The 26,170-nt window shown below is 74.3% G+C and carries 27 protein-coding genes; 10 read left to right on the forward strand and 17 right to left on the reverse strand.

All coding sequences use genetic code 11. From position 1 onward, the window contains the following. Nucleotides 1-74: 74 nt before the first annotated feature. On the reverse strand, nucleotides 75-698 hold the full coding sequence (locus tag CRV15_RS27620) for a GNAT family N-acetyltransferase (protein ID WP_003957845.1): 624 nt from the start codon (nucleotides 696-698) through the stop codon (nucleotides 75-77). Between the two features lie 114 nt (nucleotides 699-812). On the opposite strand from CRV15_RS27620, the gene CRV15_RS27625 reads away from it, so the two are divergent. After that, nucleotides 813-1,088: a hypothetical protein gene (locus CRV15_RS27625; RefSeq protein ID WP_029182806.1), complete on the forward strand. Its 276-nt coding sequence runs from the start codon at nucleotides 813-815 to the stop codon at nucleotides 1,086-1,088. A gap of 18 nt (nucleotides 1,089-1,106) precedes the next feature. Here CRV15_RS27625 and CRV15_RS27630 read toward each other — a convergent pair whose 3' ends face one another. From CRV15_RS27630 to CRV15_RS27660, 6 genes are all read right to left on the reverse strand, one after another. Next, entirely contained in the window at nucleotides 1,107-1,874 is a 768-nt protein-coding gene (locus CRV15_RS27630) for a 4'-phosphopantetheinyl transferase family protein (protein WP_003957844.1), read from the reverse strand. Next, nucleotides 1,871-2,842: a metallophosphoesterase family protein gene (locus CRV15_RS27635; RefSeq protein ID WP_003957843.1), complete on the reverse strand. Its 972-nt coding sequence runs from the start codon at nucleotides 2,840-2,842 to the stop codon at nucleotides 1,871-1,873. Before CRV15_RS27635 ends, CRV15_RS27630 begins: the two co-directional genes overlap by 4 nt. Before the next feature lie 252 nt (nucleotides 2,843-3,094). Then, a complete protein-coding gene (locus CRV15_RS27645; RefSeq protein WP_230864083.1) occupies nucleotides 3,095-3,754 on the reverse strand; it encodes an NADPH-dependent FMN reductase in 660 nt (219 codons plus the stop codon). Nucleotides 3,755-3,883: 129 nt separating this feature from the next. Beyond that, nucleotides 3,884-4,447, reverse strand: coding sequence for a nucleoside deaminase (locus CRV15_RS27650; RefSeq protein ID WP_003957840.1), 564 nt, complete (start codon nucleotides 4,445-4,447; stop codon nucleotides 3,884-3,886). 207 nt (nucleotides 4,448-4,654) lie between these two features. Next, nucleotides 4,655-5,434 (reverse strand): SDR family NAD(P)-dependent oxidoreductase, encoded by a 780-nt coding sequence (locus CRV15_RS27655; RefSeq protein WP_003959260.1) that lies wholly within the window; start codon nucleotides 5,432-5,434, stop codon nucleotides 4,655-4,657. 87 nt (nucleotides 5,435-5,521) lie between these two features. Continuing rightward, nucleotides 5,522-6,775, reverse strand: a complete 1,254-nt coding sequence (locus tag CRV15_RS27660; protein ID WP_003959259.1) for an acyl-CoA thioesterase/bile acid-CoA:amino acid N-acyltransferase family protein — start codon at nucleotides 6,773-6,775, stop codon at nucleotides 5,522-5,524. Between the two features lie 276 nt (nucleotides 6,776-7,051). Here CRV15_RS27660 and CRV15_RS27665 point away from each other — a divergent pair, with 276 nt between their 5' ends. Next, a complete protein-coding gene (locus CRV15_RS27665; RefSeq protein ID WP_003957837.1) occupies nucleotides 7,052-7,618 on the forward strand; it encodes a DUF4291 domain-containing protein in 567 nt (188 codons plus the stop codon). 66 nt (nucleotides 7,619-7,684) lie between these two features. On the opposite strand, the gene CRV15_RS27670 is transcribed toward CRV15_RS27665, so the two are convergent. Continuing rightward, the gene (locus CRV15_RS27670; protein ID WP_003957836.1) at nucleotides 7,685-8,671 is read right to left on the reverse strand and encodes an aldo/keto reductase; all 987 of its coding nucleotides are present in this window, start codon (nucleotides 8,669-8,671) and stop codon (nucleotides 7,685-7,687) included. A 470-nt stretch (nucleotides 8,672-9,141) separates the two neighbouring features. On the opposite strand from CRV15_RS27670, the gene CRV15_RS27675 reads away from it, so the two are divergent. Together CRV15_RS27675 and CRV15_RS27680 are read left to right on the forward strand one after the other, a co-directional pair. Then, nucleotides 9,142-10,380 carry a S8 family peptidase gene (locus tag CRV15_RS27675; RefSeq protein ID WP_009995088.1) on the forward strand — a complete coding sequence of 413 codons (1,239 nt, stop codon included), beginning with the start codon at nucleotides 9,142-9,144 and terminating at the stop codon, nucleotides 10,378-10,380. 276 nt (nucleotides 10,381-10,656) lie between these two features. Beyond that, nucleotides 10,657-10,848, forward strand: coding sequence for a hypothetical protein (locus CRV15_RS27680; RefSeq protein ID WP_129555071.1), 192 nt, complete (start codon nucleotides 10,657-10,659; stop codon nucleotides 10,846-10,848). A 234-nt stretch (nucleotides 10,849-11,082) separates the two neighbouring features. On the opposite strand, the gene CRV15_RS27685 is transcribed toward CRV15_RS27680, so the two are convergent. Continuing rightward, on the reverse strand, nucleotides 11,083-12,318 hold the full coding sequence (locus CRV15_RS27685; RefSeq protein ID WP_009995085.1) for a cytochrome P450 family protein: 1,236 nt from the start codon (nucleotides 12,316-12,318) through the stop codon (nucleotides 11,083-11,085). Nucleotides 12,319-12,618: 300 nt separating this feature from the next. Continuing rightward, nucleotides 12,619-13,410 carry a carbonic anhydrase gene (locus CRV15_RS27690; RefSeq protein WP_003959256.1) on the reverse strand — a complete coding sequence of 264 codons (792 nt, stop codon included), beginning with the start codon at nucleotides 13,408-13,410 and terminating at the stop codon, nucleotides 12,619-12,621. Between the two features lie 678 nt (nucleotides 13,411-14,088). Here CRV15_RS27690 and CRV15_RS27695 point away from each other — a divergent pair. Continuing rightward, nucleotides 14,089-15,144, forward strand: a complete 1,056-nt coding sequence (locus tag CRV15_RS27695; protein WP_009995082.1) for a prenyltransferase — start codon at nucleotides 14,089-14,091, stop codon at nucleotides 15,142-15,144. A gap of 64 nt (nucleotides 15,145-15,208) precedes the next feature. Here CRV15_RS27695 and CRV15_RS27700 read toward each other — a convergent pair whose 3' ends face one another. After that, nucleotides 15,209-16,165 (reverse strand): SDR family oxidoreductase, encoded by a 957-nt coding sequence (locus CRV15_RS27700; RefSeq protein WP_003959254.1) that lies wholly within the window; start codon nucleotides 16,163-16,165, stop codon nucleotides 15,209-15,211. 184 nt (nucleotides 16,166-16,349) lie between these two features. Here CRV15_RS27700 and CRV15_RS27705 point away from each other — a divergent pair, with 184 nt between their 5' ends. Beyond that, nucleotides 16,350-17,147 (forward strand): phosphotransferase, encoded by a 798-nt coding sequence (locus CRV15_RS27705; RefSeq protein ID WP_003959253.1) that lies wholly within the window; start codon nucleotides 16,350-16,352, stop codon nucleotides 17,145-17,147. Between the two features lie 10 nt (nucleotides 17,148-17,157). On the opposite strand, the gene CRV15_RS27710 is transcribed toward CRV15_RS27705, so the two are convergent. Next, on the reverse strand, nucleotides 17,158-17,712 hold the full coding sequence (locus CRV15_RS27710) for a GNAT family N-acetyltransferase (protein ID WP_003959252.1): 555 nt from the start codon (nucleotides 17,710-17,712) through the stop codon (nucleotides 17,158-17,160). Nucleotides 17,713-17,732: 20 nt separating this feature from the next. Continuing rightward, nucleotides 17,733-18,935: a helix-turn-helix transcriptional regulator gene (locus CRV15_RS27715; protein WP_003959251.1), complete on the reverse strand. Its 1,203-nt coding sequence runs from the start codon at nucleotides 18,933-18,935 to the stop codon at nucleotides 17,733-17,735. 164 nt (nucleotides 18,936-19,099) lie between these two features. On the opposite strand from CRV15_RS27715, the gene CRV15_RS27720 reads away from it, so the two are divergent. After that, nucleotides 19,100-19,612, forward strand: coding sequence for a hypothetical protein (locus CRV15_RS27720; protein ID WP_003959250.1), 513 nt, complete (start codon nucleotides 19,100-19,102; stop codon nucleotides 19,610-19,612). 530 nt (nucleotides 19,613-20,142) lie between these two features. Here the strand turns inward: CRV15_RS27720 and CRV15_RS27725 are convergent. Continuing rightward, a complete protein-coding gene (locus tag CRV15_RS27725) occupies nucleotides 20,143-21,003 on the reverse strand; it encodes a class I SAM-dependent methyltransferase (RefSeq protein ID WP_003959249.1) in 861 nt (286 codons plus the stop codon). Nucleotides 21,004-21,110: 107 nt separating this feature from the next. On the opposite strand from CRV15_RS27725, the gene CRV15_RS27730 reads away from it, so the two are divergent. Then, nucleotides 21,111-21,695 (forward strand): TetR/AcrR family transcriptional regulator, encoded by a 585-nt coding sequence (locus CRV15_RS27730; protein ID WP_029182805.1) that lies wholly within the window; start codon nucleotides 21,111-21,113, stop codon nucleotides 21,693-21,695. A gap of 668 nt (nucleotides 21,696-22,363) precedes the next feature. On the opposite strand, the gene CRV15_RS27740 is transcribed toward CRV15_RS27730, so the two are convergent. Beyond that, nucleotides 22,364-22,966 (reverse strand): rhodanese-like domain-containing protein, encoded by a 603-nt coding sequence (locus CRV15_RS27740; RefSeq protein WP_003959247.1) that lies wholly within the window; start codon nucleotides 22,964-22,966, stop codon nucleotides 22,364-22,366. Nucleotides 22,967-23,058: 92 nt separating this feature from the next. On the opposite strand from CRV15_RS27740, the gene CRV15_RS27745 reads away from it, so the two are divergent. Then, nucleotides 23,059-23,340, forward strand: a complete 282-nt coding sequence (locus CRV15_RS27745) for a metal-sensitive transcriptional regulator (protein WP_009995075.1) — start codon at nucleotides 23,059-23,061, stop codon at nucleotides 23,338-23,340. Between the two features lie 90 nt (nucleotides 23,341-23,430). On the opposite strand, the gene CRV15_RS27750 is transcribed toward CRV15_RS27745, so the two are convergent. Further along, a complete protein-coding gene (locus tag CRV15_RS27750; protein ID WP_003959245.1) occupies nucleotides 23,431-24,204 on the reverse strand; it encodes a sulfite exporter TauE/SafE family protein in 774 nt (257 codons plus the stop codon). Nucleotides 24,205-24,409: 205 nt separating this feature from the next. Beyond that, a complete protein-coding gene (locus CRV15_RS37740; RefSeq protein WP_003959244.1) occupies nucleotides 24,410-24,985 on the reverse strand; it encodes an MBL fold metallo-hydrolase in 576 nt (191 codons plus the stop codon). A 389-nt stretch (nucleotides 24,986-25,374) separates the two neighbouring features. Between CRV15_RS37740 and CRV15_RS27760 the strand changes: the two genes are divergently transcribed. Beyond that, nucleotides 25,375-26,118, forward strand: coding sequence for an O-methyltransferase (locus CRV15_RS27760; RefSeq protein WP_009995072.1), 744 nt, complete (start codon nucleotides 25,375-25,377; stop codon nucleotides 26,116-26,118). Nucleotides 26,119-26,170: the final 52 nt, after the last annotated feature.

Below are 26,170 nucleotides of genomic sequence, written 5' to 3' on the forward strand. Positions count from 1 at the left end.
TCCGCCCACGGTAGGGCGCGCCGCCGGAGTCCCGCCCGCCGTACGGGATATCACGCCGGGGCCGGGGCGTGGGGTCACCGGGCGGGGCGGTGGTCCGCCGGGCCGAAGGGCGGTCGCGGCGGCGGGGGGAGCGGGCGGCGGCAGCGCACCTCGGTCAGCTCGACACCGTCGTAGACGTCGTCCCTGGCCGCTCCGTCTTCCTGATAGCCCGCCCGCGCGTAGAAACGGCGGGCGGGGTGGTTGTCCCGGAGCACCCACAGCACGGCGGAGCCGTGCCCCCGCTCCGCCAGTCGGCTGTGGGCGGCGGTGAGCAGGGCGTGGCCGAAGCCCTCGCCCACCCGGTCCGGATGGACGTACAGGGCGTAGACCTCGCCCGCTGTGCCCTGGGCTCCGTCCCCGTCGGGGAGTTCGTCCCGGCAGGGACCGGCCGCGAGCCAGCCCACGACCGTGCCGTCCGCCCCGCCGCCGGGTCCGGCGGTGTCCGCGGCCCCGCTCCCCGGGGCGACGGCGACCAGGTCCAGCGACCGCCGGAGCGGACGCGTGAACCACTCCCGCCGCCGGGCGGCGTCCTCCTCGACCGTCAGGGCGTCCAGATACGGGCCGGGAACGATCCCCGCGTACGCGGAGCGCCACCCCCGGACCCGGACCTCCGCGACGGCGTCGATATCGGCTTCGGTCATCTCCCGTATGTGTGCCATCGGCTCACCCTAGGCGGGCACCCGCCCCGGCGGCACCGGAGTTTCCGCAGGCCGGGGCCGGTGGGGAGGGGGGAAAGGGGCCCGTTGTCAGTGGTGGCTGCGATGCTGGCGGACATGGACGAGGAACAGATCATGCGGGGGCGGGTCTACGGGGCCGAGCACGACGACCCCGCCCCGGGGCCGCGCCCGGGGCGGGAGTACGTGGAGCTGGTGGGCGGTCCGCTCGACGGGCTGCTGCTCGATGTGACCGGCCGCCGGGAGACGGACGACGGGGGAGCCGAGGCCGCCCTGCGGACCGAGATAGGCCGCTACGGACCCGGCGGCAGGGCGGTCTACGGGCCCGGCGCCGACGGGTCCCGGATGTGGTCCTGGCGGGGCGACATCCGCTGAGCCGGGGCCGGTGCGGGCTCAGCGGGGGACGGTCCGGGGGGCGGGGACGCCGATCGCGGTCACGAGGATGCCCCGCTCCGAGAGCCAGCGGCCGGTGAACTCCTCGACCAGCCGCCCGCCGGGCTCGCGCTCCGGCCGCAGGATGCGCGCGGTGAAGGTGCCCGAGACACCGCCCGTTCCCTCCGTGCGCACCGTGCTGTCCGCGCGCTCCGTTCCGCCCGCGCGCTCCGTGCCGTCCGGTCCCCCGTGGAAGGAGATGTCGGCCTCGTGGAAGTCCAGTTCGGTACCGAGCAGGGGATACCAGCTCTTGTAGACCGCCTCCTTCGCGCTGAACAGCAGCCGGTCCCGGCAGACCGTCCGGCCGCCGTGCGGGCGTGGAGCGGCGGGGCCGCCGAGGCCGAGCCGGGCCCGTTCCCCCGGCAGGGAGATCGCCTCCAGCACCCCGTCGGGCAGCGGCAGATCGGGCTCGGCGTCGATCCCGATCGCCGCCAGATCCGTGGCCCGGGCCAGCACGGCCGCCCGGTAGCCGTCGCAGTGGGTCATGCTGCCGACGACACCGGCGGGCCACCGGGGCGCGTTGCGCACCCCGGGCAGCACGGGGCCGGGCGGCAGACCCAGCGCCGCGAAGGCGCGCCGGGCGCACGCCCGTACGGTGGTGAACTCCTCCCGGCGCCGGGCCACGGCCTGCGCCACATGCGGCTCCTCCTCGGGGAGGAGCCGTGCGGAGGGGTCGGGGCCGAAGTGCTCGGCCCAGACGGCCTCCGGGGGCAGCAGGGACTCGATCACGCCGGGGCCCCCGGGGTGCCGTCCCCCGCGGCCGTCCCCGGCGGCGGTGCCTGGCCGTCCGCGGGCCGCGGGTGGGGGAGGATCTGCCGCAGCAGCCCCAGGGGGTGGCCCCGCTTGCGCCACTCGCGCGGGTACCCGATGGACACCTCCTCGAAGCGCACCCCGTCGTACCGCGTGGTCCGGGGGATGTGCAGATGGCCGTAGACCATGACCTCGGTACGGAATCTGCGGTGCCAGTCGGCGGTCAGCTCGGTGCCGCACCACTGGGCGAACTCGGGGTGCCAGAGCACATCGGTGGGGTCGCGCACCAGCGGATAGTGGTTCACCAGCACCAGCGGGACGGCGGGGTCGTGCGCTTCGAGCCGCCGCAGCGTCGCCGCGACCCGGGCGCGGCACCAGGCGTCGCGGCCCGGGTAGGGGTCCGGGTGGAGCAGGAACTCGTCCGTGCACACCACCCCTGTCTCGTGCGCCCGCGCGAGCGACTCCTCCTTGGTCGTGACGCCCGGCACCCGCCAGCTGTAGTCGTACAGCAGAAAGAGCGGGGCCACCGCGACGGGGCCGCCGGGACCGGTCCACACCGGCCAGGGGTCCTCGGGGGTCAGCACGCCCAACCCCCGGCACAGCTCCACGAGATGGCGGTAGCGCTCCTCGCCGCGCAGATCCACCGTGTCGTCGCGCGGGGTCCACAGCTCATGGTTGCCCGGGGCCCAGACCACGCGGGCGAAGCGGTCGGCCAGCAGGCCCAGCGCCCAGCCGATGTCGGCGGTCGTCTCGGCGACGTCCCCGGCCACGAGCAGCCAGTCCCCCTCGTGGGTGGGGTGCAGCGACTCGGTGATGGCCCGGTTCTCGCGCATGCCCACATGCAGATCGCTCACCGCGAGCAGCCGGGGCCCGGCCGCCGGGGCGGTCGTGTCCGTGGGCGCGGCCGGGGCGGCGGGGCCGGGCGGTGTGTACGGCGTGTGCGGCATGGCTGCTGTGTCCAGACTGACGGGGAGACCCCGGCGCTGAGTGCCGCCGTTCCTCCGGTGGGCGGGGCATTCGATGCTGCCCCACCCCGTTCGGATGATCAAGGGTGCCCGGCCCGGATGCGCGGACGGACCGGGTCCGGCTCCCGGACGCCTGGATTCCGCGCCCCGGCGGTCCCGTTCCGCCGCGGAGGGCCGTATCCGGTGGGGGCGGGTGCTCCGGGGCCGACGGGGTCCGGTGGGGACGGGCCGGGGTCAGCACCCCCGCTGGGTGCGGTCGATGGCGGCGTCGGGGCGTTCCCCCAGATACTCGACCCATGCCTTCCTGGCGCACGGATAGTGCGTGGCGGCCTCGGCGAGACTCATGAAGTCGTCGACGGTGTTCTCGAACCGCTCCTGGAGCACCCGGTCGCCGAGCCGTCCCTCCGCGGTGAACGCGGTATGGGCCTGGGCCAGCGAGAACATGTCCGGGTAGACCCGTGTGCCCAGATGCTCCAGGGGAACCCTCAGCGACCACAGCCCCCGGTTGCCCCCGGTCATGGAGGGGGAGGCCGACATCACCAGGGCATGCCGCCCGTTGAAGGGCTGGGGCCTGAACCGCGAGGTCCAGTCGATGAGGTTCTTGACCGTGCCGGGCATCGAGGCGTTGTACTCGGGGGACGCGATCACCAGGGCGTCGGACTGCTCCAGCGCCTCCCTGAGCCGATCGGCCCCCTTGGGGATGCCCTCGGCGGCTTCGAGGTCCCCGTCGTACCCGGGCACCTCGAACTCCTTGACGGTGGCCAGGGTGGCCGACGACCCCCGGGCGGAGAGGGTCTCCGTGGCGAGCGCGGCCAGCCGGGTGTTGAGCGCGCCGACCCGCCCGGAACCGGAGAGCACGAGGAATCGCAGGGGTTCGCGCTGATGGGTACTCACGCGCGTACGGTACTGCCCCGCGCGCCCCGTGCGGCCCGACACCAGGGGCGGGGCGCGCCTTCTTCAGCCGCGTGGGCCGCCCGCCCCGCCCTCCGCCCGGTCCTCCCGCGCCGGCGGCGGGGGCGGCGGTCAGTAGGGGTGGTGGTTCGGCTTGTCGCTCCACGCCCGGTACGCGGCGGCCCCCAGCTCGGGGTAGCAGTGCTCGATCCGGATGCTCCGTTCGTGCAGCGGCTTCTTGAAGTCCTCGTACTGGTACTCGTCACTGAAGCCGATCTTCGCGGTGGCGTTCAGATCGCAGCTGAAGTAGACGGCGTCGCACCGCGACCAGTAGATGGCGCTCATGCACATCGGGCAGGGTGCTCCGCTGGTGTAGATCTCGCAGCCCTTGAGCATCCGGGCCCGCTTGGGCAGCAGGTCGGAGGGCTCGGCGCGGATGAGCTTGAGCGTGCTGGTGTTCTGGTGCGTCTCCGGGATGGATGGAGCCCAGGGGTTCAGCACCTGGATCGCCTTGCGGATCGCCTCCACCTCGCCGTGCGCGGTCGGGTCACCGGTCAGCAGCACCCGGTTCTGACCCCGGGCGACGATCTCGTCGTTCTTGGTGATCACCGCGCCGAACGGACCGCCCCAGCCGTTGACCACCGACTCGGTCGCCAGCCGTGCCGCCTCCGCCATGAACTTCTTCCGCTTCGCCATCCGGCTCTCCCTCGGTTCGCCCCGGCTCCCGCCGTGCGCGCGGACGGGAGCCGACATGCCTGGAGGTCAGGGACGTCTGTCCTCCTTTGCGAAGGTAGTCGGATCGTCCCGTCCGGCAACTCGGGTGCGGACCGTGCGGGCACGGAGCCGACGCACGCGGCCCCTGCGCACGCGGCCCCAGTGGGCCGGATCTCAGCGGGCCGGGTCTCAGTGGACGGAGAATCCGCCGTCCACGAAGAGCGCCTGCCCGGTGACATAGGAGGAGCCCCGGCCCGCCAGGAACACCGCCGCGCCCGCGAAGTCCTCCGGCAGCCCGTTGCGCCCGGTCAGGGTGCGCGCGGCCAGCTCCTCCAGCCGCCCCGGCTCCGCGCACAGCCGGGCGTTGAGCGGCGTCGGGACGAACCCGGGAACGAGCGTGTTGCAGGTGACCCCGGACGACGACCACGCCTCGGCCTGCGAACGGGCCAGCGACTCCAGCGCCCCCTTGGAGACGCCGTAGGCCCCGCTCCGGACGAACGCCCGGTGCGCCTGCTGCGAGGTGATGTGGATGATCCGCCCATAGCCCCGCTCGGCCATGCCGGGCCCGAAGCGCTGCCCCAGCAGGAACGGCGCCGTCAGATTCACCGCCATCGTGGTGTCCCACACCTCCTCGCCCAGCTCGTCCATCGGGGGCCGCAGATTGATCCCGGCGCAGTTGACGAGGATGTCGGGCTCCCCGAAGGCCGCGACCGCCCCTTCGGCGGCGGCCCGGACCCCGTCACGGTCGCCGAGGTCGGCGCTGACCCACGCGGCCCGGCCGCCCTCGTCGGTCAGCGCCCCGACGGTGTCGGCCAGCGCCGCCTCGCCGCGCGCCACCACCACGACGGACGCACCCGCCCGGGCCAGCGCCCCGGCGATCCCCCGGCCGATACCGGAGCTGCCGCCGGTCACCACCGCGACCAGGCCCTCCAGGGAGAACAGTTCCTTCAGATACGCGTGCGATTCCATTTCCGTACCCTAAGGCGCCCGGGGAAGCCTTACGGACGGACATGTTCCGCTCCTGGCGGGACCCCCTCGCTCCGGAGCGGGACGGGCTCAGCGGCCGATGAGGGAGAGGACCTGCGGCCAGGCGTCGGCCCGGGCGTGGGCGTCCGCCGCCCGGGTGCCGCCGAGGGAGAAGGAGACCTTGTCGACCGGGTGGACGACCTCGGTCCCCGCCGGGACATAGGGGTACGACCCCACGGCGTGCCCCGCCTCCGGATAGATCAGGGCCCGGTGCCGGCCCGACTCCCCGCTCCGCCGGGCGATGGCGGCGGACATCTCCGCCGCGTCCCACAGGGCGTCCTCGCCGCCCGCGATCGCCAGCACCGTGCCGCGCACCCGGTCGAGCGCGATCGGCCCCGGCCGGACCGGCCGGTCCCTCAGCGTCCAGGCGGGCCGGGTGCCGTCGGGGAAGCCCTGGTGATAGCGGTCGCCCGGCCCGTACACGACCGCGTCCCGGATCAGCTCCGGGTGGTTCTGGGCCAGGTGCTGCGCCGCTTCGGACCCGCGCGAGGTCCCCATGACCGCCATCCGCTCCTGTCCGTCCCCGGACAGCCGGCCCAGCGTCCGGGCCGCGGTGGCGAAGTACTCCAGCGGTACCTCCTTGAGCGTGTCGGGCAGACCGGGGCAGCCGAAGTAGCAGAGCGCGAGCGCCGCATGGCCGCGGGAGGCCAGCAGGGCCGCGGCGCCGATGCCGCCGACGCCGCCCTCGGAACCGCCGAACACCAGCACCGGGGCCCGGCGGGCCCGGCCGTCCGGGGGCAGGAAGAGCCGCCCCGCGACCTTGTCGTCCGTGAGCCGCAGGACACGGCTCTCCACACCCTCGGCCGTCCAGCGGCGGGCGAGGTCCCGGTGGGCGTCGGGCCGCCCCTCGGCACGGGCCGTGACCCTGACGGTGTCCACGGGCCGCTGGAGAACGTCGCTGACGAAGACGGATGCGGCGGCGGAGCCCTGCTCGGGTTCCATTGACCAGAACAGCCCCATGGCGTCGGCCGCGCGATAGGTCCCGGCCGAGGGCTTCGCCCGGGCCGGGTCCACCGCGCCGGTCCGGTCCGCCGTGAAGGTCGCCCGGCCGGTCCAGGTCACTCCGCCGGCATCGTCGGTCTCGGCGGTGACCGTCACCTTCTCGCCCGCGCGCAGACCGCTGACGCGTATCGTCACCGCCTCGTCCACCAGCGCCGACTCCCGGTCGACGGTGATGACGGCGGGCCGGTCGGCGCGTTCGGACGGAGAGCCGCCGGAGCAGGCCGTGACCAGCAGAGCCAGAACCACCGTCCCCGGCAGTCCCGTGATCCTCGTGCGTTTCATGATCACAGTGTGCGGCCGATGGCCCCGCGCGGACCAGGCTCCGTCGCCCGTGATCGGCCCGGCCCGCACCCGGAGCCGCACGGGACCCGTACCGGCCCGGCACCCGTACCGGCTCGGCACCCGTACCGGCCTGGCACCCGCACCCGGGCGACGCCCCCGGCGGAAGGGGACCCGCCGCTCCCCCCGTCCGTACCGTGCCGCCGCACGGCACCCGCCGACACGCGGAAGGGGGAAAACGGTTCGCCGGAGCAAGATCCACGATGGAACGATCTCCCCATGGTTGCTCTGCGTCAGATCCGTGCCCAGTACGACGACCGGACGATAGTGGTCTATCAGGCCTACTCGTCCGCCATCGCCGAACCGGCCCTCCGGGCCGGGACCTTCGTTCCGCCGTTCTCCTTCGGGCGCATGACCTGGATCAAGCCCTCGTTCCTCTGGCTCATGCACCGCAGCAACTGGGCCCGGAAGCCCGGACAGGAGCGCATTCTCGCCGTGCGCATCACCCGCGAGGGCTGGGAGGAGGCCCTGTCCCAGGCGGTCCTGACGACCTCTCACCCCGACCGGGTCGCCCAGGCCCCCGTCCATGTCCAGTGGGACCCGGAGCGCTCGCTGCGCGGTGCCGCGCTCAATCACTACAGCATCCAGGTCGGCGTCGGCCGGGGGCTGATCGAGCGGTACGCCAAGGAGTGGGTCGTCGGGATCACCGAGGTCACCTCCCAGGCCCGCAAGGCGGCGGAACTGGCCCAGGGCGGCCGGGCCGAGAAGGCGAAGCGGCTGCTTCCGCCCGAGCGCCCCTATCCGGTGCCCCGGGCCACGGCGCAGCGGCTCGACATCGACGGCTGACCCGGGCGGACCGCCGCTCCGCCCGGCCCGGCCCGGCCCCGGGCGGCCAGCACACGGTGCCCGGCGTCAGTACGCCCCGTCGAGCCGCGCCCGCTGCTCCGCCGTCAGCTCCAGGTCGACCGCGGCCAGGGACTCGTCGAGCTGGGCGACGGATGAGGCCCCGACCAGCGGAATGACCGGTACCGCCCCGCCGATCAGCCAGGACAGAACCACCTGGGAGGCCGTGGCGCCGGTCTCCCGGGCGACGTCCGCGAGGGCCGCCAGCCGGATCGGGGTACCGGCGTGGTCGAGGTCCCGGCTGAGCTGCTTGTCCGCACGGGTGTACGCCCCGCTCAGCAGTGGGGTGTACGCGACCAGCGCCAGATCCGGCTGGTCCCGCACATAGCTGAGGATGTTGCCGTCCGCGACGCCGAGGGCCCCGTCCGGCGAGAGCGCGTCCGGCTGGTCCGTGCGGCGGCGGAGATAGCTGTGCGAGTACTGGAGGACCTCGAAGGCGGGCAGGCCCGCCGCCGCGGCGGTGTTCCGCGCCCGTTCCACCTTCCACACCCAGTGGTTGCTGACGCCGAGCAGACCGACGGTGTCCTCCGCGACGAGCGCGGCGAAGCCCTCGACCGTCTCGGTGAGCGGCGTCGACGGGTCCTCGATGTGCGCGTAGAGCAGGTGCAGCCGCTCCATCCCCAGCCGCTCACGGCTCTCCTCGGCCGCGCGCCGCACGGTCGCGGCGGACAGCCCCTCGCGGTTCTCGACATAACCGGTGCCGGGGGCCAGCGGCCGGGCGCCCAGCTTGGTGGCGATGGTGATCTCGTCACCGACGCCCCGGCTGCGCCGCCAGCGCCCGAGGACGGTCTCGCTCTCCCCGCCCTGCCCGCCGGTGTGCCAGTAGGCGTAGTTGTTGGACGTGTCGACGAAGGTCCCGCCCGCCTCGGTGTAGCGGTCGAGGATCGCGAAGGACGTCTTCTCGTCGGTGAGCGTGCCGAAGAGCATCGCCCCCAGGCTCAGCACGCTGACCTCGCGGCGGGTCCGCGGGTGGCTGCCGATCCAGCGGTACTTCATGGGTGTCCCCCTGTGCCGGGCCCGTGCCGGTCACGGGCTCCGGGACAGAGCCTCCTCGCTGGAGTGCACTGCAAGTCAAGGCCGTTGCCGCAGCCGGGCCCCGCGCCCCGGCCGGCCCGTTCCCCGCCGCCCCGCGCCGCCGCTGTCACGGGCGCCCGCCGTCCTCGTCCCCGCGCTCTCCGCTGTCTCCTGACCGGCTCCCGGACGGCTCTCCGGTGGGGGACATCACGTTTGACAGGGACGGGGCGGATGGGACGTGACGGCCGCGTGTCGTCCGTGTGACGCGTGTGTACGAACCCTTGTGCAATTCCTATGGGACCGACAATCTTTGAACCGGCAACAGATTGGCATGACCCCGTCATCTGTCGTCTGTCGCCCGTATGTCCGCGTGATGTCCATGTGTCCGTCGCTCCGCAACCGGCGGACCGATGCGTACCCCCACCGCACCATCACTGAGGAGGCTCCTCCAGATGGAAACGACGCGTCACACCAGCCACTCCAGCCCCACCCGTACCCGGCGTCGGCTTGCCCCGCTGGGCGCGGCCGTCGCCGGAGCGCTCACCCTGGGCCTGCTGACCGCCCTTCCCGCGACCGCCGCCCCCGAGCCGCGCGAGGGCCGGATCGTCGACGCGGGCGCCGCCGGTGCGATCAAGAACAGCTATATCGTCACGCTCCGGGACGGCGAGGTCCGTGCCGCTTCCGCGAAGGGCCGGGCGCTGGCCAAGGCGTACGGCGCCACGATCAAGCGGACCTACACCACCGCCCTCAACGGCTACGCCGTCCAGCTCTCCGAGGCACGGGCGAAGCGGCTCGCCGCCGACCCGGCGGTCGCCTCCGTCGCGCAGGACCAGACCGTCAGCATTCAGGCCACCCAGAGCAACCCGCCCTCCTGGGGCCTGGACCGCATCGACCAGAAGCGGCTTCCGCTGGACCGTTCGTACACCTACCCGGACGGTGCGGGCGAGGGCACCACCGCGTACATCATCGACACCGGTGTGCGCGTCTCCCACAGCGAGTTCGGCGGGCGGGCCGTCGACGGCTACGACGCCGTGGACAACGACAACGTCGCCCAGGACGGCAACGGCCACGGCACCCATGTCGCGGGCACCGTCGCGGGCGCCTCCTACGGCGTCGCCAAGAAGGCCCGGATCGTCGGCGTGCGGGTCCTCAACAACAGCGGCTCCGGCACCACCGCGCAGGTCGTGGCCGGTGTCGACTGGGTGGCCCGCAACGCGGTCAAGCCCGCGGTCGCCAATATGAGCCTCGGTGGCGGCGCCAACACCACCATCGACACGGCGGTCCGCCGGGCCATCGCCGCCGGTGTCACCTTCGCGGTGGCGGCGGGCAACAGCAACGCCAACGCCTCCGGCTTCTCCCCGGCGCGGGTCGGCGAGGCCATCACCGTCGGCTCCACGACCAGTACCGACGCCCGTTCCAGCTTCTCCAACTACGGCGCGGTCCTGGACCTCTTCGCCCCGGGCAGCTCCATAGCCTCCGCCTGGCACACGGGTGACACCGCGACCAACACCATCTCCGGCACCTCGATGGCGGCACCCCATGTCGCGGGCGCGGCGGCGATCTACCTGGGCTCCAACCCGTCCGCCACTCCGGCGCAGGTCTCCTCGGCGCTCGTCGCGGCCTCCAGCACCGGGGTCGTCACCAACCCGGGCGCGGGCTCGCCCAACCGTCTGCTGAACGTCACCGGCTGACCCTCCGGCACGGCGTCACGAGCGGCACACTCCGCCCCCGCCCCCGCGGCACGGTCCCGGCCATCGGCCCCGACCGGCCCCGGGAGCGGGGGCGTCCGCCGTGCCCGCCGGGGTGTGCGGACGTTCCGGCCCCGGCGGGCGGTGCGAGGGGCGAGGGGCCAAACCGGGCCATTTCCAGGGGGAGTTGGTCCCGTTCGAGGTCCCGGGAGGGCTGCCGCGAGTACCATCGCTCGCGATGACAGCGACAGAGTCCGGGAGCTGCTGATCATGTGGTACGTGGATGACGGCCCGACGGGCCCGTACGCCGTCGTGCATGAAGTGCATGGATATCTGGCACATATACAGCGGGACGGTGCGCTGTACGCGGCCGTCTTCGAGGACCGGAAGGAAGCGCTCGCGGTCCGGGACCGGCTGAATTCCACGTCCCGGCGCCTCTACGAGAGCGGGAAGAGCGAATATGACCTGTGATCAGTGCGGTGGGACGATGCAGTCCCAGGGCGGCTGGTGGCACTGTCCGCACTGCGGCTGGATCGGCCCGCCGCATCAGTAGGAGTCCGTGTGCGAGGCCGGCGGAGCGGGCGGGGGCGGCTCCGGACCCCGCCCCGCCCCGGCGGTGAGCCCTGACGGACCGTCCGGATCAGGCCGTCCGGCGCACCGCCCTCGCGGGTGGCGGCCCTGTGCGGCAGCGGTGTGCCGCCGGGCTCAGCCCGCTGCCCCACCGCCGTCGAGCCGGACGTTCAGCCCGCCCATGTCATTGGCGATGAAGGAGAGGTGCGGCACCGGAACGGCCTCGGAGTCGGCCAGGGCCATCCTGGGGAAGCGGGTGAAGAGCGCGGGCAGGGCGACCGCCGCCTCCAGCCGGGCGAGCGGCGCGCCGAGGCAGTAGTGGGCGCCGTGCCCGAAGGCGAGATGGGTCTTGTCCGCCCGGTCCAGGTCGAATTCCTCCGCCCGGTCGTGGATCGCGGGGTCCCGGCCCTCCGCCCCGAAGCCCAGGATGACGGCGTCCCCCGCGGCGATCACCGCTCCCTCGCCGAGGTCGATGTCCGCGGTGGCGAAGCGCAGCGGCAGATGGACGACCGGCGGATGGAGCCGCAGGGTCTCCTCGACGACATGGTCCCAGCGGGACGGGTCGGCGAGGGCGGCGGCGAGCTGGTCGCGGTGGGTGACCAGCTCCTGGATCGCGTGGACGAGCAGGGCGACCGTGGTCTGGGTCCCGGCGCCCATCATCAGATTGAGGGTGGAGATCAGCTCATCCTCGGTGAGCTGGTCCCCCTCGTGCTCCGTCAGCAGCAGACTGGTCATGTCGTCGCCCGGGTCGGCCCGCTTGGCCGCGATGAGCCGCCGCATGGCGGTCTTGACCCCCTGCTCCGTGCGCCGGGCCGACTCCGGGGTGCCTCCGGTCTGGAGGGCCATCCCCAGGAACTTCAGCATGAACGGGCGCTGGTCCTCGGGCACGCCGAAGAAGTCGCACATCACCCGGGTGGGCACCTCGTGGGCGAACCGGGCCCGGATGTCGAGGGGTTCGCGGGGGTCCTCGGCCGCCAGTCCCTGGAGCAGCCCGTCGACGGTCGCCTCGATGCTCGGCCGCAGGTTCTGGAGTCTGCGGGGGCCGAAGACCGGGCCGATCATCTTCCGCAGCCGTTTGTGCTCCTGGCCCTCACTGGTCGCCATGGAGCGGGTGTCGACCCAGGTGTAGAGCCAGGCGACCGCGCCCGGCCGGTAGTTTGGCCAGATGCCCCGCGCGTCCCGGGAGAGATGGGGGTGGGTGGCGAGCTGTCTGACGACGTCCCCGCGGGTGACGGACCAGGCGACGACACCCTCGGGCAGCTCGACGCGGACCGCGGGCCCCGCCGAACGCAGCTCGTGGAGCTGGGAGTAGAGGCGTTCGCCCCCGTCGCTGGAGAGTGCCGGTGCCACCCGGGTCCCGGTGCCGGTCATGACGAGACCTCCGCAGGAGTTGCCGTTCACGCTGGTGATGTGTCCCGTACCGCACCGACCGGAGGGAAGTGCGGTGGATTCCGCCCGGCGCGGAGGGCGTTTCTGACGCTTTCGATTGTGCGTGTTCGCGTCCGGGAATGACAGGGTCCGAACCGCATCGATCTTCGCCCGGCCCGCCGCCGGGGCGCGCGGCAGTGCGCCGGAGCACGGACGGATGCCCTGCCCGGAGCCGGTCGCGCGGGTCCGGGCAGGGGGTGCCGGGCCCGGCGGACGACGTTTCGTCACCCGGCGGGCCCGGGGTCAGGGCAGCAGCCGCACCGACTGGTCGGTGAGTTCGTACCGCGCGCTCACCACGGAGAGCTGTCCCGCCGCGATCCGGGTCGCGAGGGTGGGCAGGGCAGCCAACTGGTCCCGGATCATCAGGGCGTTGGCGTCGGTGGTCGCGTTCAGCCGCGCGTCGCCCTGCTGGGTCTGGTCGATCGCGGGCCAGATGCGCTCCGCGATGTACTGGATGCTCCCGGGGAGCTGCTCGCCGGTCTGCTCGATCTCGATCGCGGACTTGACCGCGCCGCAGGACTGGTGGCCGAGCACCACGACGAGCGGTATGCGGAGGGCGACGACGCCGTACTCGACACTGCCGATGACGGACTCGTCGAGCACCTGGCCCGCCGAGCGCGGGGTCAGCAGATCCCCGAGGCCCTGGTCGAAGACGTGCTCCGGCGGGACCCGGGAGTCGATGCAGCCGAGCACGACCGCGAACGGCGCCTGCCCGGCGATGGCTCTGCGCCGGGCCGCCGGATCCTCGTTGGGGTGCCGTTGGGTGGAGGTGCGCCAGCGGCGGTTGCCGTCGAGGAGCGCCTGGAGCGCTGCGCGGGGTGTGCGGACGGGCCTCGTCGGAGGCGACGAGGCGGGGGAGGGGGGTGTGTGGAGGGGGGACGCGGCCGTCGCCGTTCCGGAGCCCAGGACACCCAGGGCGCCGAGGGCGGAGGCTCCGCCGACGGCCGCGCGGAGCATGCTCCGGCGCAGGGTGCCGTGGGAGGCGGCGACGGTCACGTTTTCTTCAAGGCGATTTTGCTCGACGTTTACTGTCATGGAGTGGAACGTAGATCCGTGAAGATATTCGACAGGCGTCTTTACGTTCTCATTGCCATCCGGTCACATTAATGAGACCTGTGTGACAGTTGATAGGTCCTGTGGCGATGGCTGTCGATCGCCGACGGACAGGCGTACGCGGAAGTGCCGGTGACCGGGCGTCAGGGACGGGTGCGCGCCGGGCGCGGCGCTCCGGGCCCGAGGCGGGGTGGTTCGCCGGGGCGGCTCTTCTCTACACTTCCGCCCGGCTGGTCGCTTCTCCGGTCTCCGGCCGTGGACGAGCAGAAAACGGACACGGGGAGGTACGGGGAGGCCGCGGCACGGCACAGGCCCACGGACCACAGGCCCACGGACCACAGGCCCATGGGCCACAGGCCACGGACCCACAGGTCATGGGCCACGGATCACAGGTCACGGGCCGGAGCGCGGCCCGCCGTGCCGGAGCACCATCGATGTCCCCGCTCCGCCGACCGGCCGCGGAGCGCGGGGACGAGGACCGACGTACGGACGGACACGGGGGTGGTCACGTCGTTGCGCGCAGCTGCCGTCGGTCCTGAGGAGCACCGGCACACACCCCCGGCCGGGCGGGGCGCCCCTCGTCCCCCCGCGCCGCCGGACAGTCCGGCAGACCGACGGCCCGGCGTCCGGCACTCCCCGACCCGTCCACGGAAGGCTCCCATGGCCACCACTGACATCGCCCCACCCGCGTCCATGTCACCGCTGAAAGCCTTCATCCTCCTCGGACGCTTCAAATTCCTCTTCCAGAGCCTGCTCGTCGTCTGTATGGGAGTGACGGCCGCCCAGCACGACGGGGCGGACCTCGACCTCGGATGGGCGGCGGGGATCCTCCTGTTCGCGTGGGTCGTCCATCTGATGACGCACTACTGCAACGAGTACTTCGACCTGGAGGCCGACCGCGCCAACGAGGCACCCACGTCATGGACGGGCGGCAGCCGCATCCTGGTGCGCGGGCTGCTGCCGCCGATAGTGAGCCTGGGCGCGTCCTTCGTCCTGCTCTTCGTCGCGATGTTCATCGCCGCCGCCATGCCCGACACCCCGTCCCGGCTGATGGCGGTGACGATCCTGGTGGGCGCCTGGTTCTACACGGCCCCGCCGCTGAAGTTCAACTACCGTGCGCTCGGCGAGTTCATCTGCGCGCTCACGCTCTACGGCCTCGGCCCGCTGCTCGTCTTCCGGCTCCAGGCGGGCCCCTTCTCCCGGACCGTGGCCGTCTGCGTGGCGGTGATCTTCTGCTTCCAGTTCCTGCGCATGGCGGTGATGAACCTCGCCGACGTGGACGGGGACCGCCGCGTCGGGAAGATCACGCTCGCCGTCCGCTTCGGCCCGCGTGCCGTGGTCCGGCTCTTCGTCTTCGCGCAGGTGCTGCTCTACGCGGTGCTCGTCCTGATCGTCGCACTCTCCGCCGTCCCGCTGCTGCCGGGTCTCGCGCTGCTGGCGACGTTCCCGGTCCCGCTGTGGGTGGGCACCCGGCTCTGGCGCGGGGCGCTCGCCGACCCCCGGCGGGCCAACGCGGTGACCTTCTGGTCCTCCATGCACATGCCCGCCACCAGCGTGGCCGTCATGGTCGGACTGCTCGCCGACATGTTCGCCGGAGGCGATGCCCCGGACACCCGCTGGTCGGTCGTCTGCGGGGCCTCGCTCGCCTTCTTCGCGGTCTGGTTCACCCGGACCGTCCGCCGGGCCGCCGCCGAGGCGCGGCGGGCTGACGGCTGACGGCTGACGGAAGCGGGCCCGGGGCCGGACGGCCCCGGGCCCGCTTCCGGGCGGGAGGCCCCCTTCAGCGGAAGTCGGCGGCGTGGTCGCGCGCCCAGGAGGCGAAGGTGCGGCCGGGCCTGCCGAGGGCGTCCCGGAGGCCGGGCGGCACGTCCTCCCCCGGGAAGCCGCTCCCGCCGTCCGAGCCGTCGGAGGAGGCGCCGCCCGGGGAAGTGCCCTCCGGGGAAGCGCCGTTCGTCCCGGAGTTCGCCTCGGGGTCCGCGCCGGGGTCTGTCGCGGCGTCCACCGGGGCGCCGTCGTAGCTGACATACCCGAGCAGGAAGTCGGCCACCGCCTCGGCGAATCCGCCCTGCGCCCGATAGAGCGCACGGGCCTCCTCGCGGGTGACCGCCTCGTGCCGGACCTCCTCCCCGATGGCCGCCGCGATGGCGGCCACCTGCTCGGCATGGCCGAGCACCGCGGGCCCGTTGAGGGTGAGGGCCCGGCCGGTGAGCCCGTCCTCCAGCAGGGCGGCGACGGCCGTGTCCGCGATGTCCTGCTCGTGCACCGGGGCCCACGCCGTGTCGGGGAACGGGTCGCGCACCACCCGTTCCGCCCGTATCGAAGGCCCCCACAGAAAGAGCTTGTTGAGCATGAACTCGCCCGGCCGCACATGGGTCCACTCCAGACCCGACTCCTCGGCGGCCCGTTCCACCGGCAGGTGGTGGGTGGTGTCGGAGCCGTCCGTCACCGCGGCCGACGACAGCACCACCAGTCGTCGCACCCCGGCCTCCCGGGCCAGCGCGACGACCTCGCGGGCGGTGTCGGCGAACGGGAACAGGAACATCCGCTCCACTCCCTCCAGGGCCGCCCGCAGACTCCCGGGCCGCTCCAGGTCCCCCGCGACGACCTCCGCCCCGGCGGGCAGCCCCGCCGCGCCGGGATTCCGGGTCAGCGCCCGCACCCGGGCGCCCCGCCCGAGCGCGTCCCTGACGACGAGCCGGCCGACGTTCCCGGTCGCACCGGTCACCAGGATGGTCATACCGATCCCCTCCGCATCATCGTGTCGTACGGTGTACGCAGTTGTTGGTGTCCACAGGGTACGCCGTACGCAGTGATGGGGGAAGCAGATTCCGGCGGGCCACCGCCGGGCGGGCGCGGGGACGGTGCGCGCCGCGCGCGCAAAACCGGTGGCCCGCGGTGAAACCGTCGCGCAGGCTGTCCCGGTGACAGTCTTTCCGGACGGATGGGACAGCGAGGCGCGGCTCGTCGACGGCCGCTGGGTCGAACGCAGGCCCCGCCGCCCCGAGGTGGCGGCCCGGCTGCTCGCCGAGACCCGGCTCATGCCCTGGCTCGCGCCGCGGCTGCCGCTGGCGGTCCCCGTGCCCCGCGTGCTCACCCACGACCCCCTGGCCGTCCGGCACGCCCTGGTCCCCGGCGCGCCGCTGGAGCACCCGACACCGCGCGACGGACGGCTGCTGGGCCGCTTCCTGCGCGCCCTGCACACGGTGGACGCGGCCGACGCGGTACGCCACGGCGCGCTCCCGGCGGGCGCCGCGCGCGCGGAACGCGCCGAGGAGGGCGCGGACTTCCGCCGCCGGGTCCTGCCCCTGCTGCCGCCCGAACGGCACCGGTCCGCCGCCGCACTCCTCGACGCGGTGCGCGCGCTCCCGGCCGCCGCGCTCGTCCACGGCGACCTCGGCCCGGAACATCTGCTCGCCGAGGAGGCTCCCCCCACCGGCCCGCTCACCGGCGTCATCGACTTCGGCGACGCCCATGTGGGCGACCCCGCGATCGACCTCGCCTGGGCCCTGTACGGAGCCGGGCGCGCGGTCGCCGACGCCGTCGCCGAGACCTACCCCGTCACCCGGGAACTGCGCGCCCGCGCCCTGCTGTGGCACCGGCTCGGACCGTGGTACGAGGTGACGCACGGTCTGGACACCGGCGACGCCGGCACCGTCGCCTCCGGGCTGGCCGGGGTGTGCGACCGGCTCGGCGCAGGGCCCCCGCCGCCGGGGCGGTGACCGCGGCGGCTCAGCCCCCGGTCCCGGCCCGGTGCGCCTCCGCCGTGACCCCGTACAGCACATGGCGCCGCAGCGGCCCCTCGGGTATCGCGGGGTGGTCGAAGTCCCGGGCCGGGTGGTGGACCATGCCCAGGCGCCGCATCACCGCCTGGGACCGCAGGTTCGGGACGGCCGTGATCGACACGATCTCCGGCAGCCCGAGGGTGCCGAAGCCGAAGTCGAGGGCCGCGCGGGCCGCTTCGGTCGCGTAGCCGTGCCCCCACGCGGCACGGGCCAGCCGCCAGCCCGCCTCGACGCCGGAGCACGGCATCGACGGGCCCAGCGAATGCAGTCCGGTGAAACCGATGAATGTGCCGGTGGCCACCACCTCGACGGCCCACCAGCCCCAGCCGTGCCGCTCGATGTCCGCCTGGGCGGTGGCGGCGGACGCCTCGCTCTGCTCACGGGTGAGCGTCTGCGGGAAGTGCTCGCGTACCTCCGGATCGGCGTTGAGCGCCGCCCACGGTCCGAGGTCGGAGTCCCGCCAGCCGCGCAGCAGCAGCCGATCGGTCCGCAGATCCGGCATTGTTTCGCCTCCCGGGTCGGTCAGCGGCGGCTGCCGCGAAGAGTGATCATCGTACCGCCACGCGCGGGGGCGGCTGGAGCGGACCGCACGGGAGGGGCGGGCGGAACGGCGGTCGGCGGGAGGGCCGGAGGGGAGGCGGGCGGCCGGCGGAGGGAGTCCGCGTGCGGCGCCGTCAGCAGGGCGACCAGCTCCCTGCGGCTGCGCACTCCGGTCTTGGTGAAGACGGACTTCAGATGGTCCTGCACGGTGGCCGGGGTCAGGAAGAGCGCGGCGGCGATCTCCTGGGTGCTCCGCCCCCGCACCGCGAGGAGGGCGACCTCCCGCTCCCGGGTGGTGAGCCGGTGCGCCAGCAGGGTCAGCGGCATGACCTCGGTGGGGGAGGCGGGCCGGGCGACCGCGGCCACACAGCCGTCCGCCCGGCCGTCGAGCAGGGAGGCGTGCAGGGAGAGCCACTCCCCGCCGGGCCCGCGCAGCCGCGCCCACGCGGGGGCGTCCGGCCGCCCGGCCGCCGCGTTGGCGCGGGCCCGCCCCGAGACGGTGACCACGGCGGTGGGCACCCCGGCGGGCCGCCGGATCTCCTCCGACAGCGCGGCGAGCAGGGCCTGCGCCCGGGGGTCGGCGCTGATCAGCCGTCCGGAGGGGCCGACCACCAGAACGGCCGGAACATCGGAGGAATCGGCCCACGGAGCGGGCCGGGGCACCGCGTAGCCGCGCAGCACCCCCGCGACGGCCCGGGCCACCCGCTCGGCGAGCCGGATCTCGCGCTCGGTGTACGGGCGGGTGTCCCCGGCGCGCATCAGGGCGGCGGCGCCCCAGCGTCCGCCGTGGACGTCCAGATTCATCCGTAACTCGTCCCGGAACCGGTGGTCGTGGAGGAGTTCCCGGTAGCGGACGCTGTGTTCGGGGCGGCCCCCGGTGGCGCGGTGCACGGTGTCCGCGAGCAGTCCGGACTCCCGGATGCTGCTGAACCGGGTGGCATCGTCGGACCACAGCTCCAGCCGTGCCGCCTCCTCGAACCCGTCCGGAGGGAGCCCGTCGGCGACGGTCGACGTCAGAAAGCCGGTGACCGGGTCGGCGCTGTGCCAGCAGCCCGCGTCGAACCCCAGAACGGGCCGCAGCACTCCGTTGACCTGCTCGAAGAACGCGGCCAACGGGAGTTCTGCGTGGCCGAGTTCGGCGATGGACGCGAGGGCCCTGCGTTCGATGTCACGGAACGTAGCCATCTGACTATCATACGATCATGGCGGTAGCAATCCCAGGAACCTGGGATGTCTTCGGTCACTCCCGCCGGACAGGATCGATTCCGGCACCCCGGGCCGCCCGGGGGGCCGGTACTCAGCTCATCCGTTCATCCGTCGTTTCCGGTACAGAGGAGTTGACTCGATCCATGGCTCAGAACATCAAGCGGACGGTCGCCGTCCTGGCGTCGGCCGCCGCCCTGGTGCTCACCGGCGCCGCGACCGCGCAGGCCCAGCCGTCCGCGTCGGCCGAGGGCAAGGGGCAGCACTGTGTGCTGAACGTCGCCACCGAGCAGGAGACGTGCTTCGGCACCGCGGCGCAGGCCGCGGACTACGCGAAGTCCGGGCAGAGCTCCACGGCCCGCGGCAAGGAGTTCCGCTGGGTGCAGCTCGCGGTGGTGAACACGGACTTCTTCTTCCGGGGCTCCTCCTACACCTTCGTGGGCCCCAACGGCTGCCGCGACGGCAACGCCGCCGACTATGTCTTCGACCTGCCCGCCCAGTTCGTCAACCGGGTCTACTCGCTCCAGCCGTTCAGCAACTGCTGGCTGGACCTCTTCACCGGCCCGCAGGCGTCCGGCTGGAGCAGCCACTACCGCGACGCCACCCCGGCCGTCCCGGACCCGTGGCGTGTCAACGCCGCCTCGCTCACCCTCGGCTGAGTCCGAGCCTGAGGCTGAGTTCGAGTTCGAGTTCGAGTTCGAGGCTGAGGCCGGTGCCGAGGCCCCGGCGCCACTGATCCCCGGCCCTTGCCGGGCGCACCCGCGGCCCGTCCGACCCGGGCCCGCGACCGGAGCCCCGCCCCCACCGCCGGGGGGCGGGGCTCCCGCCGTCCCCAGGGCCGTCCCCGGGGCAGCTCCGGCCCTGGCGGCGGGCGAGGCGGGCGGCTCGGCACCGTCCCGGAGGCGGCTCCTGGGCCCGAGCCGTCCGCGCACGGCTCGGCGCCGGTCCGGACATCCCGCCCCGGACCCCTCCCGGCAGGACGGGCCCTCGCCGGGAGCCGGTGCCCCTGACGCCGGAGCGGCGGGCGCGGCAGGGGGCGCACCACCCCGTCTCCTGGGGGAGTTCCCGTGCCGTGAGATCCGGGGGCGGGCGCGACGAGGCCGCCGAGGGCTTCCGGTTCGCCCCGGTCCGCGGCGCGGGCCGCCGCCGCGCCCGCCCCTGTCCGTACGCGGGGGTGCCGCCCCGCGCGTCAGTCCGTGCGGGTCGCGGTCAGCAGCAGCCCCACGCTCCGCAGCCGGAGGGCCCCGGGCTGCTCGTACGGCCGGAGCCGTTCGGTGAGCAGGGTGAGGGCCCGCTCCCGGTCCTCGGGCGCGATCTGTGCGATCAGATGGCGCCCGGGGCCGGACTCCAGCAGGAACCGGGCCGCCTCACCGGCGTCACGGCCCCAGGTGCCGTACGCCTCGACGCGCTCGGCGCGGGCGTCCTGGAAACCGGCGGCGGTGAGCGTCGCGATCGCGGGCCCGGGCTCGGCCAGCGAGAACATGCCCGGTTCTCCGGGGGCGCCGAAGCCCCGCATCGGCAGGATGCCGTCGAGCGCGCCGAGCGCCTTCAGCCAGTCGTTGTCCCCGGGCGCGGCGGCGCTGAGGAAGGCCACCGTGCCGCCGGGGCGCAGCGCGCTCCTGACGTTGGCGAACGCGGCGACCGGGTCGTCGAAGAACATGCAGCCGAAGCGGCTGATCGCGGCGGAGAAGACGCCGGGGTCGAAGGAGTGGACCTGGGCGTCGCCCTGGACGAAGGAGGCGTTGCTGACCGCCTGTTCGTCCGCGAGGGCCCGCGCGCGCTCCAGGACGGGCGCGGACAGGTCGAGCCCGAGGGCGCTCCCGTGGCCGCCCGCGCGGTGCGCCGCCAGCCGGGTGGTGGCCCCGCCGCCGCAGCCGATGTCGAGGACGCGGTCGCCGGGGGCGATGGCGGCGGCGGCGAGCAGCGGCTCGTCGAAGCCGCTGTTGATCGCGTTCCAGCGGTCCTGGTGCGTGGCCCAGTGGGCCCCTTCGTAGCCGTTCCACGCCTGGGCCTGCGCGGTGTTGGCGATCGCGTGGGTGTTGCCGTGCATGGGGACACACCTCCGGTGCGGTGAGGGAGCACCCTAGAATGGGCGCGTGCCCAAACAGTATGGGCGCTTGCCCAAACTGGCAATCCCCTGATCCCGGGAGAGATGTGATGGCACCTCGTGGAGTGGCGATCCCCGATCTGCGCGCGCGGCTGTTCGACGCGGCGGAACGCGTCCTCGCCAGGGACGGCGCAGCCGCCCTGACCAGCAGGGCGATCACCGAGGAAGCGGGCTGCGCCAAGGGGGTGCTGCACCACCGCTTCGCGGGTCTCGACGCGTTCGTCGCCGAACTGGTCCTGGACCGGTACGCCCGTATCGCCGCGCTGGCCGAGGGCCTGCCGGGGCGGGCGGGCACGGGGGAGCCGGTGGAACACCTCTCGGCGGTGGCGGCGGCGGTCCTGTCGCTGGACCCCGGGGTCGTGGGGCTGGCCCTGACCCGCCCGGAGGCGAGCCGCCGTATCCGCGACGCCTGGCAGTCGGGGGCCCCCGGCTTCGGCGCGATCCAGGCGTCGATCACGGCCTATCTCCACGAGGAGCGGCGCCGGGGGAGACTCGCGGACTCCCTGGACGTGGACTCCGTCGGGCTGGCGCTGGTGGGCACCCTCCACCATCTGCTGATGACGGGCTGGGGCGGCGCCCCCGACCCCCGTGAACAGGTCGACCGCCTGATTCGCGCGCTGGTCGGCACGGTGTGAGCCGTGTCCGCGCGGCGGGCACCGCGTCCATGGGGCCGGACCCGGCGGCCCCCGGCGGACGTGGGGTGGGAACGGGGCCCGGGGGTGACGTTTCGGGCGCGGCCCGGGGACCGGGCGGCCCCGGTCCGTCGGCGGGTGCCGCCTCCCCCGGAGCATGGTCCCGTCACCCGGGCGCCGGGCGCCCGGCGGGCCGGTGGTTCCCGAGCGGGCGGAACTCCCACGGCACCGGGCAGGACGCCCCGCCGTGCCCACGCGGGCGGCGCGCCGCAGGTCCGGCGCTTCCTCGCGCCTGCCCTCCCCGACCGCGTGGCGCGCTTCGCGGCGCGTCGAGGCGCTGGGCGCCCGGGGGCCGGTCCTGCCCACCCGCGCGGGGTGGTCCGTCACACAGCGGGGCGGTGGATCGACGCCCCTGTCCTCCCCGTCCCGTGGGGTGTCCCGGATTCCGTGCCGACCGGGCCGACTGCCGGCGGGTCCGCCCACCGGGCCGGGGTGTCCCTCGGCGGCCGGTGCCCTGATCGCTGCCCGCGCGGGGCGGTCCCCCTCGGGGCGCCACGGCATGGAGGCCGTGGTCCCGCGCGGGGGCGGCCCCTTCCCGGGCCCGCGGCGCCCACGGCGCGGTCGGTGGCCCCACGCGGACCGCGGGGAACCACCCGCGTGCCTGGCCCGGCTCACCCCCGCAGGGCCGCCAGGGTCGCTTCGAGGTCCGTCCTCCCGGCACGGTTGTACGGCAGCTTCCCCAGCACGCGGGCCATCGTGCAGGTGTTCGTCAGGGCGGAGAGGACCAGGCCGCCCGCGACGCCCGCGGAGAGCACGCGGGCCACGGGGCGGCGGCGTCCGGCGAGGAGGCCGGTCAGGACGAGGGACCCGGCGGCGAGGCGGACCTGGCGGTCCATGGCCCAGGGGGCGCGGGCGGCGGGCGGGTGGTGCAGGGCGTGGCCCCGCTGGACCCAGCCGGTGGTGCCGCCGGTGAGGGTGGTGGCGGCGACACCGTTCCCGGCGAGCCTCCGGCACGCCTCGGCGGAACGCGCGCCGGAGGCGCACACCACCAGCAGCTCGCCCCGCTCCGCGGCCACCCGCAGCGCGGGCAGCGCCGTGTCCAGGTCGCCGAGGGGGACATGGTGGGCGCCGGGCAGATGCCCGGAGGCGTACTCGCCGGGAGTGCGCACGTCGACGACGGTCAGCTCGGCCAGCCGGGCGAACGCGGCATCGGCGCCGAGCTCGGGAACGCCGGTGGAGCCGGGGGACGGTGTGGACGGAGTGGCGCTGTTCATGGGGGGACTCTCCTTTTCCTTCGGAACGGGCTCCCTCCGGTAAAATACCCGGAGGGGTATACAGGCGGCAGAGGCGGACGAAGGGAGCGGGCGTGGAACTGGCGATGGCGGCGGAGGAATTGAAGACGGTGGTCAACCGGCTGCGCCGGGCGCAGGGCCAGATCGCCGGAGTGATCCGGATGATCGAGGAGGGCCGGGACTGCGAGGATGTCGTGACCCAGCTCGCGGCGGCCTCCCGGGCGCTGGACCGCGCGGGCTTCGCCATCATCGCCACCGGGCTCCAGCACTGCCTGACCGACACGGACATGGCCGCCGGGGCCGACCGTGAACAGATGCGCGCCCGCCTGGAGAAGCTCTTTCTGTCCCTGGCCTGACCGGACCGGCGGCCGGGGCGCGGCGCGACCGCCGGATCGAGCCACCCGCGCGCGCCACAGGGGCGAGCGCGCCCGGGGCCGGCACGGCGGTCATATCAGGCCACCGGTGAGGACATCCGCGGCCATGAACGCGGCCACCGCCAGCAGCAGCACCGCGAACACCCGCCGCAGCAGCGCCCCGGAGGCCTTCGCGGCCAGCCGCCGGCCGTCCCACGCGCCCAGGATCGCGGCACCGGCGAACGGCGCGATCACCGCCCAGTCGACCCCGGCGGCCGTGCCGCCCCGGGCGGCCAGCGAGGCCAGCGAGTTGGCCGAGATGACCAGCAGGCTCGTACCGACGGCGGCCTGCATCTCCAAGGCCACCACCGTGACCAGGGCGGGGACGGCGAGGAAGCCGCCGCCGACCCCGAGCAGACCGGTCAGCGCCCCCAGCCCGGCCCCGGTACCGGCGACCCGCCCCGGGCCGCCCGCCCCGCCGCCGGTGCCCTCGGCGCCCTCCCCGGAGGCGGGGCGGCGCAGCATCAGGACGGCCGCGACCGCGGCGACGAGGGAGAACGCCGCCGTCAGCACGGGCTCGGGCAGCCGTGCCGCCGCCGCACCGGCCGCGGCGGCGGGAAGCATCCCGGCGGCGGCGAACAGCGCGCCTGTCCGCCAGCGCACGTTTCCCGCGCGGGCGTGCGCGAACAGGGCGGTGAGCGAGGTGGCGGCGACGATGATCAGCCCCGCGGTGGTGGCCGCGGCGGGGTTCAGGCCGAGCGGATAGATCAGCGCGGGCACCGCCAGCACGCCGCCGCCTCCGCCGAGCGCGCCGAGCGTCAGTCCGACCACGCCCCCGGTCACCAGGGCCACGACCAGCTCGCTCATGACAGGGCACCGAGCGCCCGGGGCCGCGGCACCACGGGAACGGGGCGGCTGAGGGGCCGGTACGGGCGGAACAGTGGTGACAAGGCATTTCTCCGTGCAGATGGTGCAAATGATGCAGGTGGTATTTGTGATGCGGACGGGGCGGTGCGGGTGGCACAGGACGTGCGGGGCGTGCGGGACGGCGCGCGGGGGATGAGGGCCCGTCTCAGCCGGTGCCGCCCACCCCGCCCGCCCTTTCCGCCCCGTCCGTCCCGTTCGCCCTGTCCGCCACGGCCATGGCCCCGGTGCCGACCCCGGCGAGGGCGGGCCCGGCTGCTGCCGCCGCCGCGTCGAAGCCGTCGTCGACGGCCACCACCTCCCGTCCGGCCGCGCCCGGCGGGGACGCCGCGGTCGCCGCGCGCATCCCTCCGGCGCGGTGGCGCAGTGTCAGGCCCTCGTCCACGGGGAAGGTGTCGCCGTCGGCCACCGGCGTACGGGCGAAGGGGACCGCCGCCCCCGCCGGCACCGGACAGCGGGCGCCGCCGACCCGGGCGGGCTCCGGACCGCCGGTGACGCGGTCGTTGTGCGCATGGCTCTCCACGCCATGTGCGGTGCGCGTTCCGCGCCGGGCGGCGGCGATGCCCCGGTCGATGTCCCGCGGCAGGGCCGGGACCACCGCGTGCCGTGGCCCTCCGGCCCTGTGGCGGTGATGGCCCAGCCCCTCGGACTCCAGGGTGCCGATGAAGAACACCACCACGACTCCTTGGCTCTCGATGTACCCCCGGGGGTATCTGATGTGCACCGTAGCAGAGATACCCCCCAGGGTATTTCTCGGAGTGATGCAGGTCACTGAGGCGGCGGGGGTGCAGGCAGTTGCCGCAGGAGCCCCGGCGGGCCCGTGGGCGGGGATCGAGCGGATGGTACGGGAGCTTGTCAGGGGGAACGGGAGCCGCGATCCTGAGGGCGCACCACACACCGTGCGGTCGGCGCGCGGGTGGTACCCGGCGTTCCCCGACGGCCGGAGGCCACCAGGCCCGGGAGGGTCGCGCCCAGGGTCGCCGGAGTCGCTGGCCGGCCGCGTCCGTCGCCGCCGGCCGGGCGCTTCGGCAGGGCCCGCCGTGTCTGTGCACCGGCTCCCCCCACACCTGCCGGGTTCGCACCTGTCAGGTTCTGCCGCTTGGAGAACCCGCCATGGAGTACCGGTCCGACGCCGTCTTCCAGAAGCCCACGATCTTCCGTCAGGGGATCGCCGCGTACGCCGAGGAGCAGTCCACCGCGCCCGCGCCGGAACTGCTCCGGATCGCGGCGGACACCGCCCGCGCGGTCCCCGAGTGGGCGGACATATCCAGCGGCCGTCTTCAGGTCGCCTTCCTCCAGATGCTCATCGCGAGCGGCCGGATGCGGCGCGTCCTGGAGATCGGCACCTTCACCGGACACGGCACCGTCGGCATGGCCGCCGCGCTGCCCGACGACGCCGAGATCGTCACCGTCGACAGCTATGTCACCGAACCCCGCGCCCGGGGCGTCGCCGAGCGGGCCTTCGCGGCCAGTGCCCACCAGCACAAGATCAAACCGGTGTTCGCCGACGGCCTCGACGGGCTGCGGACGGCGGAGGGCGACTTCGACCTCATCTTCCTCGACGCGGACAAGCCCCGCTACATCACCTACTTCGAGACGATCCTCGAACGCGGCCTGCTGCGCCCGCACGGCCTGCTGGTCGTCGACAACACCCTGTGGGGCGGCGAAGTCCTCGCCCTCCGGGACCTGCCGCCCGCCGACGAGGCCGTGGACGGGAAGGAGTGGGTCGAGCGCATGTTCAGCAGGTGGGCCCACGACGTCGTCGCGTTCAACGCCCATGTCGCCGCCGACCCCCGGGTGCGCACCGTCCTGCTCACCGTCCACGACGGCATGACCCTGATCCGGCGTGCGCCCTGACCCTCCCCGGGGAACGGGGTGTTAGGGTGACGCCCGTACCGCATCGCGTGGC

This window comes from Streptomyces clavuligerus, from assembly GCF_005519465.1.
GTDB classification, from domain to species: domain Bacteria; phylum Actinomycetota; class Actinomycetes; order Streptomycetales; family Streptomycetaceae; genus Streptomyces; species Streptomyces clavuligerus.